Annotated in this window: 17 protein-coding genes; 15 read left to right on the forward strand and 2 right to left on the reverse strand. The window is 31.7% G+C overall.

The features are described 5' to 3' along the window. Nucleotides 1–100 precede the first annotated feature (100 nt). The 10 genes from ACFVR2_RS05675 to ACFVR2_RS05720 all read left to right on the forward strand — a co-directional run bounded on the left by ACFVR2_RS05675 (nt 101) and on the right by ACFVR2_RS05720 (nt 9924). A complete protein-coding gene (locus ACFVR2_RS05675; RefSeq protein WP_387359647.1) occupies nt 101–1735 on the forward strand; it encodes a peptide ABC transporter substrate-binding protein in 1635 nt (544 codons plus the stop codon). A 390-nt stretch (nt 1736–2125) separates the two neighbouring features. Then, nucleotides 2126–2935, forward strand: coding sequence for a basic amino acid ABC transporter substrate-binding protein (locus ACFVR2_RS05680; RefSeq protein WP_387359649.1), 810 nt, complete (start codon nt 2126–2128; stop codon nt 2933–2935). Nucleotides 2936–2998: 63 nt separating this feature from the next. Next, nucleotides 2999–3655, forward strand: coding sequence for an amino acid ABC transporter permease (locus ACFVR2_RS05685; RefSeq protein WP_335492060.1), 657 nt, complete (start codon nt 2999–3001; stop codon nt 3653–3655). Next, entirely contained in the window at nt 3652–4374 is a 723-nt protein-coding gene (locus ACFVR2_RS05690) for an amino acid ABC transporter ATP-binding protein (RefSeq protein ID WP_387359651.1), read from the forward strand. Before ACFVR2_RS05685 ends, ACFVR2_RS05690 begins: the two co-directional genes overlap by 4 nt. 619 nt (nt 4375–4993) lie before the next feature. Then, nucleotides 4994–5923 (forward strand): D-2-hydroxyacid dehydrogenase, encoded by a 930-nt coding sequence (locus tag ACFVR2_RS05695; RefSeq protein ID WP_387359653.1) that lies wholly within the window; start codon nt 4994–4996, stop codon nt 5921–5923. Between the two features lie 128 nt (nt 5924–6051). Continuing rightward, entirely contained in the window at nt 6052–6363 is a 312-nt protein-coding gene (locus ACFVR2_RS05700; RefSeq protein ID WP_097978604.1) for an MTH1187 family thiamine-binding protein, read from the forward strand. Nucleotides 6364–6539: 176 nt separating this feature from the next. Continuing rightward, nucleotides 6540–7157: a TetR/AcrR family transcriptional regulator gene (locus ACFVR2_RS05705; RefSeq protein WP_387359655.1), complete on the forward strand. Its 618-nt coding sequence runs from the start codon at nt 6540–6542 to the stop codon at nt 7155–7157. A 230-nt stretch (nt 7158–7387) separates the two neighbouring features. Further along, complete coding sequence (locus ACFVR2_RS05710; RefSeq protein WP_387359657.1) at nt 7388–8617, forward strand: MFS transporter; 1230 nt, start codon at nt 7388–7390, stop codon at nt 8615–8617. A gap of 16 nt (nt 8618–8633) precedes the next feature. Next, complete coding sequence (locus ACFVR2_RS05715; RefSeq protein WP_387359659.1) at nt 8634–9521, forward strand: GNAT family N-acetyltransferase; 888 nt, start codon at nt 8634–8636, stop codon at nt 9519–9521. 184 nt (nt 9522–9705) lie between these two features. Continuing rightward, nucleotides 9706–9924, forward strand: a complete 219-nt coding sequence (locus ACFVR2_RS05720) for a hypothetical protein (protein ID WP_387359661.1) — start codon at nt 9706–9708, stop codon at nt 9922–9924. Between the two features lie 133 nt (nt 9925–10057). On the opposite strand, the gene ACFVR2_RS05725 is transcribed toward ACFVR2_RS05720, so the two are convergent. Together ACFVR2_RS05725 and ACFVR2_RS05730 are read right to left on the reverse strand one after the other, a co-directional pair. Beyond that, nucleotides 10058–10747 carry an LrgB family protein gene (locus ACFVR2_RS05725; RefSeq protein ID WP_387359664.1) on the reverse strand — a complete coding sequence of 230 codons (690 nt, stop codon included), beginning with the start codon at nt 10745–10747 and terminating at the stop codon, nt 10058–10060. Further along, a complete protein-coding gene (locus tag ACFVR2_RS05730; protein ID WP_387359666.1) occupies nt 10734–11141 on the reverse strand; it encodes a CidA/LrgA family protein in 408 nt (135 codons plus the stop codon). The genes ACFVR2_RS05725 and ACFVR2_RS05730 overlap by 14 nt, the downstream gene beginning before the upstream one ends. A 162-nt stretch (nt 11142–11303) precedes the next feature. Here ACFVR2_RS05730 and ACFVR2_RS05735 point away from each other — a divergent pair, with 162 nt between their 5' ends. From ACFVR2_RS05735 to ACFVR2_RS05755, 5 genes are all read left to right on the forward strand, one after another. Continuing rightward, nucleotides 11304–11924 (forward strand): 3'-5' exonuclease, encoded by a 621-nt coding sequence (locus tag ACFVR2_RS05735; RefSeq protein WP_387359667.1) that lies wholly within the window; start codon nt 11304–11306, stop codon nt 11922–11924. Next, nucleotides 11921–12685: an exodeoxyribonuclease III gene (locus tag ACFVR2_RS05740; protein WP_387359669.1), complete on the forward strand. Its 765-nt coding sequence runs from the start codon at nt 11921–11923 to the stop codon at nt 12683–12685. The genes ACFVR2_RS05735 and ACFVR2_RS05740 overlap by 4 nt, the downstream gene beginning before the upstream one ends. Nucleotides 12686–12835: 150 nt before the next feature. Beyond that, nucleotides 12836–13453, forward strand: coding sequence for an NUDIX hydrolase (locus ACFVR2_RS05745; RefSeq protein WP_387359671.1), 618 nt, complete (start codon nt 12836–12838; stop codon nt 13451–13453). A 187-nt stretch (nt 13454–13640) separates the two neighbouring features. After that, on the forward strand, nt 13641–14582 hold the full coding sequence (locus tag ACFVR2_RS05750) for a serine hydrolase domain-containing protein (RefSeq protein ID WP_387359673.1): 942 nt from the start codon (nt 13641–13643) through the stop codon (nt 14580–14582). Nucleotides 14583–14738: 156 nt separating this feature from the next. Further along, nucleotides 14739–15356 (forward strand): rhomboid family intramembrane serine protease, encoded by a 618-nt coding sequence (locus tag ACFVR2_RS05755; RefSeq protein WP_387359675.1) that lies wholly within the window; start codon nt 14739–14741, stop codon nt 15354–15356. Nucleotides 15357–15531 lie beyond the last annotated feature (175 nt).

A 15531-nucleotide genomic window follows, 5' to 3' on the forward strand; every position in this document is an offset into this window, starting at 1 on the left:
TTCGATAAATTGAATTTAAAAGAGGTGATGTGTTGAATATACAGAATATTGTAATTATTAAACAAGGAAATAAAATTTGGATATGAGGAGGAAGATTTCATTGAATCAACAAACCAAACGATTAACCGCTTTACTGCTTACTTTGGGTATTGCACTTCCTGGATGTGCAACCCAAAAAGAAAAGGCAACAACAGTCGAGGGCTTGGGCAAGCCACATGCAAAACAAGTACTGCGTTTAGTTGAAACATCTGAACTTTCATCAATGGATTCCTCTCTAGTGGAAGATTCTACAACTCTCAGTGTGTTAAACAATGTTATGGAGGGACTATATAGACAAGGAAAAGACAGCCAGCCAGTAGCAGGAATTGCGAAATCTTATACAGTGAGCAAAGATAAAAAGACATATCTATTTAAACTGCGTGATGCAAAATGGTCTAACGGCAATCCAGTGACTGCCCATGATTTTGAATATAGTTGGAAACGCACATTGGATCCAGCCACAGCTTCAGAATATGCCTACATCATGTATGATGTTAAAAACGCAAAAAAGATAAATGAAAAGCAACTCCCTGTAGATCAATTGGGAGTAAAGGCTATTGATGATCATACGCTAGAAGTACAGCTCGATAACCCAGTGCCGTATTTTCTAAGCTTGACCACACTTGCCCCGTTTATGCCGCAGAATGAAAAGGTTGTAAAAGAGCAGGGTAAGAAATACGGGCTAGAAGCGAACTCAGTTGTTTATGACGGCCCATTCAAAATGAGTGAATGGAAGCACGAACAAAGTTTTAAACTTGAGAAAAACCCGAAATATTGGGATAAAAATACTGTGAAGCTGGATGAAATCAAATTTAATATTGCAAAGGATAATTCCACGGCTATTAATCTATATCAGACGGGAGCAATTGACAGGGTAAGTCTAACAGCCGAATATGTAGACAAGTATAAAAACGATAAAGAATTCAAAACAACACAAGAAGGAAGGCTTATTTATTTAAAGCTAAATAACCAAAATCCTATCTTGAAAAATGTGAATGTTCGTAAAGCAATCGATATGGGCTACAACAAAAAAGGGATTACAGATGTATTATTAAATAACGGGTCAACACCAGCTTACGACTTTGTCGCTAGAAACTTGGCATATGGTCCAGATGGGAAAGATTTCCACGATACTACAGGGGACTTTAATAAAACGAATATTGAAAAAGCAAAGGAATATTGGGGAAAAGCCAAGCAGGAGCTTGGAAAACAAAGCGCTACTTTAGATCTTCTGATTGCAGAAGACGATAATAATAAGAAAATTTCCCAATATTTGAAGTATGAACTTGAAAAAAATCTACCTGGTTTAACAGTGAACATCAAGATGCAACCTGCACAGATTAAGTTTGGGCTAGAAGATAAGCTTCAGTACGATATCTCTTTAGCAGGATGGGGACCGGACTATCCGGATCCGATGACATTCTTGGATAAATGGGTAACGAATAATAATATAGGATACTCGAATCTGAAGTATGATGAAATGATCACAAAAGCAAAAACAACTCTCCTACAAGATCCGCCAGCACGCTGGAAGACTTTAGCAGAAGCTGAAGAGCTATTGCTTGAAAAGGATGCAGCCATTTCACCTATATATCAGAATGGTGTGGCATATTTGGAAAAATCTTATGTGAAAAATATCTACAATCACCCGTATGGAGTGAAAAATTCCTACAAATGGGCGTACATAAAAAAATAAAAGGTGCACAGGTAACTTCTTTTTGGGGAATATTGGATTAAATTAGATGTAAAAGATCATAAAAGGGATGTCTAAATTGACAGCCCTTTTTTTATATATAAAATATCATCCTTCTACTTCACTGGAGCAATTAATATAATATTTTCGATTAGAATTTTTTAGTGTGAAATGTATTTAGATAGTAGTAAACTCGTAATGCAATATCAATATGTCAGTCTTACTTTACTTTCTTATACAATGGAAGAAGTTAACAATAATTGACATAGTATTGCATATTTAAACAAGAATAGATATAATAATTAAAAATCTAAATATATTAAATTTTCAATATATTCAATCTAATCAGAAATTTATTCACATAAAATAAAATAAATAATTGGGGGGATTTAAATGAAAAAGGTTAAAAAACTATCGTTTGCATTTGCTGTGACGACAGCTCTAATTTTATCGGGTTGTGGTAAGGATGCGAAAACAAGCGGATCAGCAGACAAACCATTAAGAGTTGTTACTGATGCTGCCTATGCACCATTTGAATATCTTGATAACGGAAAAATAGTAGGATTCGATGTTGATTTTACAAATGCAGTTGCGAAAGAAGCTGGGGTAAAAATCAAAATTGTGAATACTGGCTGGGACCCATTATTTGCTGAAATTGGTGGCAAAACTGCTGATATTGGTATGTCTTCAATTTCAATCAATGCAGATCGTGAGAAAACATATGATTTTACAACACCTTATTTTCTTTCAATTAATAAAATTCTAGTTCCAAAAGGTAGCAGTATTAAATCAGCCGCAGATTTGAAGGGGAAAGTTGTAGCTGTGCAAAATGGTACAACAGGTCAAGAAGCTGTTGAAAAAATGTTTGGTAAAAACAATAAAAATCTAAAAAAATTCGAAAATAACAATTTAGCAATTTTAGAGCTTCTTAGTGGAGGAGCGGATGCAGTAGTTGCGGACAATGGTGTTCTTGAAGCGTATGCAAAAAATAATCCAGATAAAAAGCTAGTTGTTATTGATGATAAAGATAGCTTTGAACCTGAATATTACGGTCTATTACTTCAAGATGGTAGTAAATTAAAAGGTAAACTTGATAAAGCAATTAAAGAAGTAGTAAACAATGGTTCTTATGAAAAAATTTATAAAGAGCATTTTGGATCAGAGCCAGATCTTGAAACATTAAAAGCAGAAGAAAATAAATAGGAAATGAAAAATTGCGTAACAGGTACTTGTGTTACGCAATTTTATCTAAATGGGGGAAAAGAAATGGGATTTGATTTTGGCATTGTAAAAGAATACATACCGTTTTTCCTTAAAGGAACTGGATTAACAATTGGCTTATCTTTTGCAGGAATATTCTTAGGGACAATAATCGGATTATTTATTGGACTAGGTAAAATGCAATCTAATAAATGGTTAGCACTACCTTTTGTTTGGTACATCAATTTCTTTAGAGGAACGCCGTTATTTGTACAAATTTTATTAATTCACTTTGGGGTAGTTCCGTATTTTATAGGAGAAACAAATGCAATAGCGGCCGCAATCATTGCATTATCATTAAATGCAGCAGCATATATTGCTGAAATCTTTCGTGCTGGAATTCAATCAATTGATAAGGGGCAAATGGAGGCTTCTCGCTCATTAGGAATGACGCATGTACAAGCTATGAAACATGTTATTTTACCTCAAGCTATAAAACGTATGATCCCTCCACTTGGAAATGAATTTATCGTCTTAATTAAGGAATCTTCAATTGCAGCTATTATTGCTGCACCTGAACTGATGTATTGGAGTAGAGCAATGCAAGGGCAATATTATAAAGTGTGGGAGCCTTATATATCTGCTGCAGTAATCTATTTAGTCCTAACATTAACATTAAGCTTTGTTTTAAATCGCATCGAAAGAAGGTTGACTACGGGATGATTAAAGTAGAAAAACTAAAAAAATCATTTGGTTCACTAGAAGTATTAAAAGATATCAACATTACAATTCAACCACGTGAAGTATGCGTTGTGATTGGTCCTTCTGGTTCAGGTAAATCAACCTTACTTCGATGTTTAAATATGTTAGAAACAATAACAGCTGGTAAAGTTTTTATTGAAGATGTTGATCTTACAGATAAAAAAACAAATTTAAATAAAATTCGTACTGAAGTAGGCATGGTATTCCAACATTTTAATCTATTTCCACATTTAACAGTTTTAGAAAATATTACTCTAGCACCTAAAAAAGTCAGAAATCGACCGAATGACTTTGCTAAAACGAATGCACTTGAACTATTAAAAAAAGTCGGGCTTTCCGATAAAGCAAACGTATATCCTGACTCGCTATCTGGTGGCCAAAAACAACGTGTTGCGATTGCAAGAGCACTTGCAATGGAACCAAAAATTATGTTATTCGACGAACCTACTTCCGCTCTAGATCCTGAAATGGTCGGGGAAGTTTTAGAAGTTATGAAGCAACTAGCTAAAGAAGGAATGACAATGGTCATTGTTACACATGAAATGGGCTTTGCTCGTGAAGTTGGTGATCGCGTAATTTTTATGGATCAAGGATTCATAGTAGAAGAAAACAGTCCAGTACAAATATTTGATTTCCCAAAACACGAGCGCACGAAAAGCTTCTTAAGTAAAGTATTATAAGGAAGAGATTAAACAGATGAGGGTGTCCCAATTTTTTTAGGGAACCTCTTTTTTTTGTGATAAATAAGATTTGAAATTAAACAAAAATGAATCTAGTGAAATTCAGTCTGAGCTGCAATTAATTCTAAGCGAATTGCAAATAAGGAGTTCAACAGTACAAATAAAAGATGAAAAGTTGCAAAATAAGGACTAACTGCAAATAAATTTGGAGAATCGCAAATAAAAATGACAAAACAGCAATTAAAAATGACAAAACAGCAATTAAAATCAGCAAAACTGCAATTAAATCCTTTAGAATCGCAAATAAGACTAAAAATTACTCATACCAGTTAGGGTATTATGACGTGATTAATGTACAATTGGAGATTATTTTAAATGGAAATCTAGCAAATATGCTCTTATTCTTTCTATATTCCTCAAACAGTTGATAAAAATCAACTAATTACCGAATGAAAAGATCCAATAGGACATCTAAAAAAACAAAGTGCTGTATAGATACCCCTAATAGATTGGCATGAAAGAGTCTTGGCTGCTATTTTATACTCGAAGTGTTTTCTTTTCATTCTTTTCGAAATATTATGCTAAAATTTATTTAAGACAAAAAAAGGAGTGTAGGACAATGGAAATTCAAAGAGTTTTAGTAACTAGCCGAATTCATCATAAGCTGAAAGATCTAATTGAATCACATAATCTATCAAAAGAGTTTCGTTTTTTACCTGAAGATGAAGTAACAAAAGAGGATTATGAGTGGGCTGATACATATGTTGGTTTTCGTCCAACACCAAATTTTGAATTTGGAAACATAAAGTGGGTTCATTCATTAGCAGCGGGCGTAGATAGTTTCATGAAAATTAAGTGGAAGAGTGACGTACTATTAACGCGAACGATCGATGTTTTTGGTCCAAAAATGAGTCAATATTGTTTAAGTTATATTCTCCAGGATTCACAATTACATGAACAATTTTCAAATTTACAGAATGAAAATAAGTGGGAGTTTCATATCCCAAAATCTTTAGAAGACCAAAAAGTAGTCATTTATGGTACAGGTGAAATTGGAGGCTATATCGGAAAAATTTTATCAAGCTTAGGAATGAAAGTATATGGAGTTTCTATGAGTGGTAGTCAAAAACCATATTTTGAAAAAATAGTTCCGTTCCAAGAAGCATCTACAATTTTAGATCATGCAGATTGGATTATTAGTGTTCTTCCTTCAACAAATGAAACGAAAAATATATTAGATATGAATACATTTAAACATTTAAATAATGTAGGTTTTATAAATGTTGGTAGAGGAGCAACTGTGTGTGAGGACTCTTTAAAAGAAGCTTTGAATAATGGGTATATTAGAAAAGCTATTTTAGATGTTTTTGCTGTTGAACCACTTCCTGCTGATTCAGAATTATGGCAAATGCCTAACGTAAAAATAACACCACATATTTCGGCTGTTACTTTACCAAATGATGGTGTAAAATGTTTTGTCAATACACTTTCAACATTAGAAAATAACGAGAAGCTAAGAAATGTAGTGAAGATTGAAAAGGGATATTAATTTTATGATGTAAAATGCTATTATAGTCTAAGTCTTCCAGGAGATGAATGATCGTTAAATTTTTCATTTATATCACAAACATGTTAGGATATACAAGTAACAAATTGATAAAAAGGAGAATACGAAAAATGGCAATTATTGACGTTTCAATCGTACCAATTGGCACTGAAACACCTAGCGTAAGTGCGTATGTAGCAAATATACATAAAGTTTTAGAAAAGTATAATGGTGAAGTAAAATTCCAGCTTACACCAATGAATACAATTATTGAAGGCGAATTACCGTTATTATTAAAAGTTGTACAAGAAATGCATGAGGTACCATTCGAAAATGGAATTTCAAGAGTTGCAACGACTATTCGAATTGATGATCGTCGCGACAAGAAAAGTACAATGGAAGGTAAGTTAGCTTCTGTTCAAGCGAAACTTGAACAAAACTAATTTGGACTTCATAAAGTGACTAGATAAGTTTAACGACTTTTTAGTCACTTTTTTTTATGAGATAAAAAATAATCGTGTGATTATTTAGAATATTCGCTTGAAATTCCAAAATTTAGTTGATAAACTAAACTAATCAGTCAGTTTAAATATATTTAATGAGTAAAGGAATGTGTTCAATGCCAAAAGTCTCAGATGATTACAAAGAGCGCAAAAGGGAGAGTCTGCTTGAAAGTGCTTTAAAATGTTTTGGAGAAAAAGGATATCATACGACAACAATGGATGATATTGTTGCGTATTCCAAAACGAGTAAAGGGCTAATTTATAATTATTTTAAAAGTAAGGAAGAGCTTTATTTAACTTTAATGCAAGAAAGAACAGTTCAAACATTTGAAAAAATTAATCAACGATTTCAAAAATTTAGTTCATCAAAAGATAAGTTAAAAGAGCTATTTCAAATGTACAGTGAAATTTCTTTAACAGAATTATGGCGAAATATGATTAGAGTGCATATGGAGTTTTGGATTAATTCAGCAAGACATGAAAATCTACAAGCCATAATGATTGAAAGGTATAAAAATCAATATCGATTATTTTTAAGTGAAATTATTCAACAAGGAATTGAATCTGGTGAATTTAAGAAAACAATCGATCCAGACATTATTTCTAGTTTGTTTTGGGCTAATATTGATGGCATATGCTTACATTATTCAGTAGTAGAAGAGGATGAAATTTATAAGGCACAATTTAAAGTTGCTGAAGAAATGATTATGTCTTATATCGTAATTAATAATTAATTTTTGGGTAGTGAAGGCCAGTCCTTTCCTACCTGAAAAAATATCTGAAAATTTTTTATGTTAAAAATAAAGCAAACAACATACACTATTCATAGAATAAAATAAACTTAATAGTCAGTTTTAATTGGAAAGGAGGAATTACGATGATTTCAGTCCAAATTAGAATTATTTGTTTGTCTATGTATTAATAGTTTTGTAGTTTTTAATTTTGGTAGAATGAAGGGATTATAATGGGAAAGAAAGTCTATTTTTTATATACAAAGGCGTTCTCAGATATAGGTAGTATGATGGAATTGGTTATTATGAATGCGGTGATTTACTCGATGACGAAAAGTACATCATGGCTGGCAGCGGTTTTAGCCCTTCGTGTTTGTGGAGGGATTTTAACAAGTTTATTTTCTGGTGTAATTGCAGATCGGTATAATCGAAGAAAGCTAATGATATTCAGCGATATTACTAGAGGGATGAGTATATTAGTTTTATGTATTTTCCCTTCACCTTTAATGTTTGCGATTGTAGCTTTTATCATTGGCGCATTAGGAAGCTTTTTTTCAGTCAGCTTTAGTGCGGATTTACCTCAAATATTTGGTGAAGAAAATATTTTAAAAATAAATGCCTTTATTTCGCGCCTTGCTGCCATTAGTATGGTTATTGGATTTTTAGGTTCAGCATTCTTATCAACCATTGTAGATTATCGTGTAATCATCGGAATAGATGCCCTTTCCTATTTCTTATCTGCATTTGTTCTAATCTTTTATAAATGGGAAAATACAGTTAAAAAAGGTGATAACAATCAATGGAAACAATTATTTAATGATTTGAAAGAAGTAAAAACATATGTGCTAATCAAACCCCTATTAGTATTTGTATTCATTGTATTTCTATTTCAAACATTTTCAGCAAGCTCTCATAATGTCGGAGTACCAATATTAGCAGAAAAAATTAGCTCGGAACATGCAACATTTTATCAAGGACTCATATGGGGAACTTGGGGGATCGGAGGAATCCTTTCGACTTGGTTAATTCCGAAGGTCTCTTGGTTAAAACAACATTATCTATTTATGTATTACGGAACTTCAGTTTTAACCTCAATCGGTTTCATTTTATTTTTATCGAATCACATTTTATGGGTAGTATTCTTCTTCGCATTTTTTACAGGCTTTTTTGATAATGCAGCAGGTACTTATTTTTCAACAATGATTCAAAAAACCGATAATTCCATAAGAGGTAGAATCTTCGGAGTCGCAAATTTGTTAAATAGGGTTGGTTTTACGATTGGTTTTGTAGCTGCATCACCATTATTATCATTTTTATCAATGCCACATCTTGTTTGGTTGTTTCATGGTAGTCTAATCATTATGATTTTATGTGTAACCAGTTACTTACTATTTAAGAAAAAATTTGATTTTAACTATGATCAAATTCAACAAAATGAAAATGAACTCATCATTTCTAAATAAAAAAGGACGTGAATTTATGGAATCAAAATTGAAAAAAAGTATAGAACTTGAAAAAATAAATTATTTCAGATGTAGCGAAGTAGACGTTGAATTAGCTTTTCAAGCATTTTCAATCGGTTTTTCAGATTATATCGTTAAATTCAATTATTCTAAAGAGCAGTTTGTAAATTTGTTTTTTGGTCCAGAAGGTAACAAACCTGAGCACTCTTTCGTAGCAATTTATGAAGATGAAGCGGTAGGTGTGATTTTAGGCGGTATTAAAATGTATGAAACGATTAAAACAATGCGATGTGGAACTTTGGCTATTAGTCCAGATTATAGGGGATTAGGTGTAAGCCAAAAATTATTTGAACTGCACAAAGAAGAAGCAGAGAAAAACGGATGTAAACAACTATTCCTAGAAGTAATTGTTGGAAATGATCGAGCAATTAATTTTTATAAGAAACTAGGATATGAAAAGATTTATGATCTTTCTTATTTTTCTAAATCAGATTTAACAAGTTTACAACAATTACAATTAGAATCTAGTACAGAAATAAATAAAGTTGAATTTAATACTTTCAAAGAAACAGTTACGAATTGGGATTATCATATCAACTGGCAAAATGACATTGATTATTTAGAAAAACTAACTAATTTTAGCTACTTTCAAGCTAGAGTTAACGATGAAAATGTAGCAGCGTTAGCAATCAATGAAAACGGGCGAATTAGCCTTCTAATGATTGATAAAGTTTACCGTAATCGAAAAATAGCAACTAATTTATTACAGACTGCAGCTACTGAACTAAATCTAAAAGCGTTTTCAACATCAATACCAAATAACAATAGCTTAGAAGGTTTCTTTAATAAACTAGAATTTAAGAAAGAAACGATTGCTCAATATGAAATGTACAAAATGTTATAAGTAGTAAGGAAAAATCGAATCGGTTTTGAACAATAAGCTTGCATTTCATTGTAAATAGGTTTTTACCTTGAAAACTGCTTTTCACATACCTATCCTTCTTTATTTTGTACTTTTGACTATATACATGACATTGCTCCTAAATGAGCTAATCTCCGTACATTGGATTGTATGGAGGTGATTTATAATGTATGATTATCGTCAACAAATTGAGCAGCCATATTATCCATATTCCGGAGTACCGCAACAAGAGGATGAAAGATTTTTCCCATTCGTCTTTCCATTTTTATTTGGTGCAGCGGCGTTTGGCCCATGGGGCTGGGGTAGACCATGGGGTTGGGGCCGTCCTTGGGGATTTTATCGTCCATGGGGATGGCATGGCGGATGTTGTGGAAGACCTTGGTAAATTTAAAAAATATTAAATTAGGTGTCTCATTAGTTATCCTACTTTTTGAGACACTTTTTTGTTTTGAGATATACTGTGATCTGTGAAAATCAAAAAATATCCCACAAGGAAAATATATACCTTGTGGGAAGTTTTATTTTAGGATTAATTTTATGAAAAATGGAATAAGAATCGAGGCAAATATCGCACTAAGTGTCATTGCAATTGAACTTATTGCTTGTTCGATTTTACCATATTCTGCTGCTTTAGCTGTTCCTACCCCATGTGATGATATTCCATACGAAGCGCCAATCGCAACAGGGTGGTCTATTTTAAGTTTTGATAGAATAAAAGGACCAAACATCGATCCTGAAATACCAGCAATCATTACAAATACAACAGTTAAAGACGGAATTCCACCTATCATTGAAGTGATCCCCATGGCTAAAGGGGTTGTAACTGATTTTGCTGCCAAAGAAAGCAGGATGACTTTTTTTAATCCGAGCCATAGTGATAAGTATACACCTGAAAGTAGACCGACAATTGTTCCTGCAATTACACTAACTAATATTGAAAGACAATGTTTCTTTAATGTTGACCGATGCTCGTATAATGGATAGGCAAAAGAAACAACAGCAGGACCTAAAAGTAAATTAATCCATTTTCCTCCAAGCATATATGATTCATAAGTAATATGAAGATTTACAAGAATGATGATAATAACTGTAGTAGAGGTAACAATCGGAATCATTAACGAGTAAGTGAATTTAGCGTACATTTTTTTTGCAAGAATATAACATAAAATGGTTAAGAAGATAAATAGCAAACTTTTAATGTCCTTCATTCGTATCCCTCCCAATTAATAAATCATTTGTTTGTTTTTTATGGGCTCTCGAAGTTAAATACGAACTAATGCTTGCAGTAATACTAAATACAACTGCTGTACTAACTAATACTATTATTATAGAAATTAAACCGTGAAAATTTAATATGGAAGAATAATTCATTATTCCTACAGTAGCTGGAATAAACAAAAGTGTTAAGTGCTTACTTAAAAAATTACTACCGTTTCGAATCCATTTTTCCTTAAAAAATGGTATAAATAGTAAACAAAATAATAACAACATACCAATTATACTTCCCGGAATAATCAGGTGAAATTGTTGCTGAATTATATTTCCAATAAAAAATAATAGGTAAAGAAAGCTTATTTGAACAATCAATTTTACAAAATTCATTTTCAACATCCTTTGATTCTTACTAACTAAATGACTATTAATCTTAATATTGTACAATAAATTATGGCGAAAATGTGAATTTTTTTCGTTATGATAAAAATGCATCTTTTTATAAAAAAGCTTATAATAGTCTTATCATTTAAATAGAGGAAGTTAGATAATATGAAATCATTTGTAGCGTTCGATTTTGAAACGGCAAATTATAATCGACATAGCATTTGTGCTGCCGGTTTTGTATTTGTTGAAGAAGGAGTAATTGTTGACCAAGTTTACTCTTTAATTAATCCTGAAGAAGAATTTTATTCGATGAATATTTCTGTGCATGGAATTAGACCAAGAGACGTACAAGATGCACCTCTTTTCCCAGAATTTTATGAAACGATTAAAGATAAAATTGAGGGTAAAACATTAGTAGCACATAATCTAGCATTTGATGGTTATGCATTAAAAGATAATTTATCAAGATATGGTATACCTTCAGCTTTAAATAATTTACTATGTTCACTGCAGCTTGCTAAGAAGGTATTACCAAAACAATCACGTTATTCATTAGATACTTTATCAAGGCAATTCGGTATTTTATTAGAGCATCATCACCATGCATTAGCGGATGCTGAGGCTTGCGCGAAAATATTTCTTCATTTAACGAACGAATATGAAATGTCATCATTTGAAGAGTTATATGAGAAAACTTCAATTTACCATGGACAAATTCATCAGTTTGATTATCGTTCATCATTAGTAAAACCGAAACCTAAACGTAAATTGGAGAAAAAAGTATGAAATTAATATCTTGGAATGTAAACGGAATAAGAGCATGTGTACAAAAGGGATTTTTAGATTATTTTAATGAACAAAAAGCGGATCTATTTTGTATACAAGAAACGAAGTGCCAAGAAGATCAAATAACGCTGGAATTAGACGGTTATTATCAATTTTGGCATTCTGCAGTAAGAAAGGGTTATTCAGGTACTGCAATTTTTACGAAACATAAACCTTTAAATGTAACTTTTGGATTTAACGGCAAAGAAGAAGATCTAGAAGGAAGGGTATTAACCTTAGAATTCGAGAAATTTTATATGGTAAATGTTTATACGCCTAATTCTCAACGAGATTTAGCCAGATTACCAATAAGATTAAAATGGGAAGATGATTTTAAAAACTACTTAAATAAGCTCGATGAACAAAAACCTGTCATTTTATGTGGGGACTTAAATGTCGCACATAATGAAATTGATTTGGCAAATCCAAAATCAAATCGTACGAATTCTGGCTTTACGGAAGAAGAACGTGGTAAAATGACAGCATTATTAGAAAGTGGCTTTACTGACAGCTTTCGATTTTTAAATCCAACTAAAGAAGGTTCGTATAGTTGGTGGTCTTATATGGCAAAAGTCCGTGAACGAAATATTGGTTGGCGTATTGATTATTTCATTATTTCAAATAGACTTCAAAATGAGTTAATAAATTCAGAAATTCACTCCCAAATTATGGGAAGTGACCATTGTCCCGTTGTTTTAACAATGGAAGATTCGATCATTTAATTTTAGAAAAAAGCTCTAAGTTTTAGAGCTTTCTTTTTTTATATGGGCATTCAGTGAGTCAACGAAAAGGAATTTTGCGTAAACTAACGTTAGGACAAAGTATAGATTATTAATAAGACTACCTATTAGTAGAAAAGGAAGTGGATTCCTATGAGTATAAAATGGCTAGAATGGGCACAGAGAATCCAAGCAATTTCTCAAGCAGGATTAACCTTTACGAAAGATGTTTTTGATAAAGAAAGGTATGAAGAACTAAGACACATAAGTGCTGATATTTTAAATCATTATTCAGAATTACAAATTGAAGAAATCGAGGGATTGTTTCGTAATGAACGGGGGTATCCAACACCAAAGCTTGATGTTAGAGGTGTCGTTTTTAAAAATGGAAAAATATTATTAGTAAAAGAAAAGCTAGAAAATAAATGGTCTTTACCAGGTGGTTTTTGTGATGTGGGATTATCAGCTTCAGAAAATGTAGTAAAAGAAATTTATGAAGAATCAGGCTATGAAGTTAAAGTGAAGAAACTACTAGCAGTTTTAGACATGACAAAGCATGACCATCCACCTCATTCATATCACTACTACAAATTATTTATACAATGTGAAATTGTTGGTGGTAATCCATCAACTGGAACTGAAACAAGTGATATTGATTTCTTTGATCAAGAGCATTTACCAGACCTTTCCCTCAATCGAAATACTGCTGCTCAATTAGAATTAATGTTTGAATATTATCAAAATCCTAAAAAAGAAACTTGTTTTGATTAAAGATCATTTAAAAAGAAAATATAAAAGATGTTAAATAAATCATTTTAGAGTTGCGATTGCAGCTCGATTTTGTTTTTTAGGGTACAAAGTTTATAAAAATGTTTTGAAATAATGTAAAATATACATATTTAGAATTAATGATTAAAATAGACAGAACTTATTAAATCAACTTGAAAGGAGAAATGTTTTGAAAACAAATTCTATGAACTATGTAAAATTCGAAAATGAATTAAAAAAAGAACGCATTTCTACTTGCCTTATTTATCAAAATGGAGAAGTTAAATATAATTTTTATAAAAATTCAAAAAGCGAAACAAAACTATTCAAAATTAATTCCGTTACGAAAAGTGTTTTATCGATGTTGATAGGAATTGCAATTGATCAAGGATTTATAGAAAGTGTTGATGTACCAATTTCTAAATACTTTCCAAATATTGAAACGAAAAAACGAGAAATTACGATCGAACATTTGCTCACAATGACACCTGGATATGATTGGCAAGAGTGGGGCGAATGGGGTGGACGTCCATTTCCAATGATTAATAGTAAAGACTGGATACAATATGTACTTGAAAAAGAAATGGTTAATAATCCAGGTGAAAAAATGATTTATGATTCTGGAGCATCACAAGTACTAAGTGGAATTATTCAGATGGTAACGAATGAAAAACTTTCTACTTTCGCAAATCGAATGTTATTTGATCCGTTAGGAATAAAAGAGTTTATTTGGCACGAAGATTCAAAAGGAATTAATATTGGTGGATTTGGCTTAAGTTTAATGACAGATGAACTACTGAAGCTTGGGATTTTAATGATGCAAAAAGGAAAATGGAATAATAGACAGATTATTTCAAGTGAGTGGATTGAAAAATCAACAAAAGCAAAGTACCATACATATCCGCATGTTGGATCATATGCTTACCATTGGTGGGTGCTTGAAAATAAAGAGTTAATGGAACTTGATTCAACGATTTATTTTGCCATGGGTTATGGAGGCCAATTTATCATTATTTCACCAAAAAATCAATTAGTAGCAGTTTTTACAAGTGCAAAATATATTGATACTTTTACCCCATTAAAAATCATTCAAAAATATCTTCCTTTAATATTAACAAATGAATTTGACTGAAAAGATTAAACCTTTCTCCTATAATTTCTATTTCTGCCTCTAAATTTTGTGTGATTTTTTTATTTGAGAATAGGAATTTACAGAAAAATGTCGAATTAAGTAATTAGAAAATATAAATAACAACTTGATAATAGCTCCAAGAAGGGATGAAGATTGATGTTTTTGGTGACAGAAGACTTCAAAACGTTTATTAGGAAATATCCAATCACAACTATTATGGTTGGTTTATGTACTATATTAGCGATCATTACGACATTTTTAGGTGGATATACGATCGAAAATATTATCAATTTAGGTGGATATGAGCACGAATTAGTACAACAAGGTGAAATATGGAGACTTTTTACTTATGCATTTATGCACGGAAGCTACGCTCATTTTTTTATGAATATGACCTTTATGATTATTTTAGGTAGACCATTAGAAAGAGCGCTAGGTTCAGTTAAGTTTTTACTATTTTATTTATTATCGGTTATTCTTACAGGACTTATTATTAATTTTAACTATTCACCTAATACAGTTGAGACAGGTGCATCCGGTGTTGGCTATGCTTTTTTAGGAATGTATTTATTTATTACCTTATTTAGAAAAAAGATGCTCTTTTCAGATGATCGTAAGTTTGTCATAACATTTTTAGGAATTGGATTACTATCTTCATTAATTATCCCGTCGACAAGTCTGACTGGTCACTTGGCAGGTATGATTATCGGTTTTATGATAACTCCTCTTTTATTAAAAAAAGGTGCAAGGTTTCAAAACTCCGTTAATGTTTAGAGTACATATATGAGAAAAGGAATTATGTTTTAATAATATAATTTTTGAAAACAAACCTAGTTCAAATTGGACTAGGTTTGTTTTGTTTATCTTTCGGTTAAGAGTGAACGTTAGTTATACTTAATTTTTAGTGGTTTGTATTTTTACTCTTTATTAATTAAAAAAAGTAAAGTAG

Origin of the sequence: Gottfriedia sp. NPDC057991 (assembly GCF_042886615.1) — a bacterium.
GTDB lineage: Bacteria > Bacillota > Bacilli > Bacillales > Bacillaceae_G > Gottfriedia.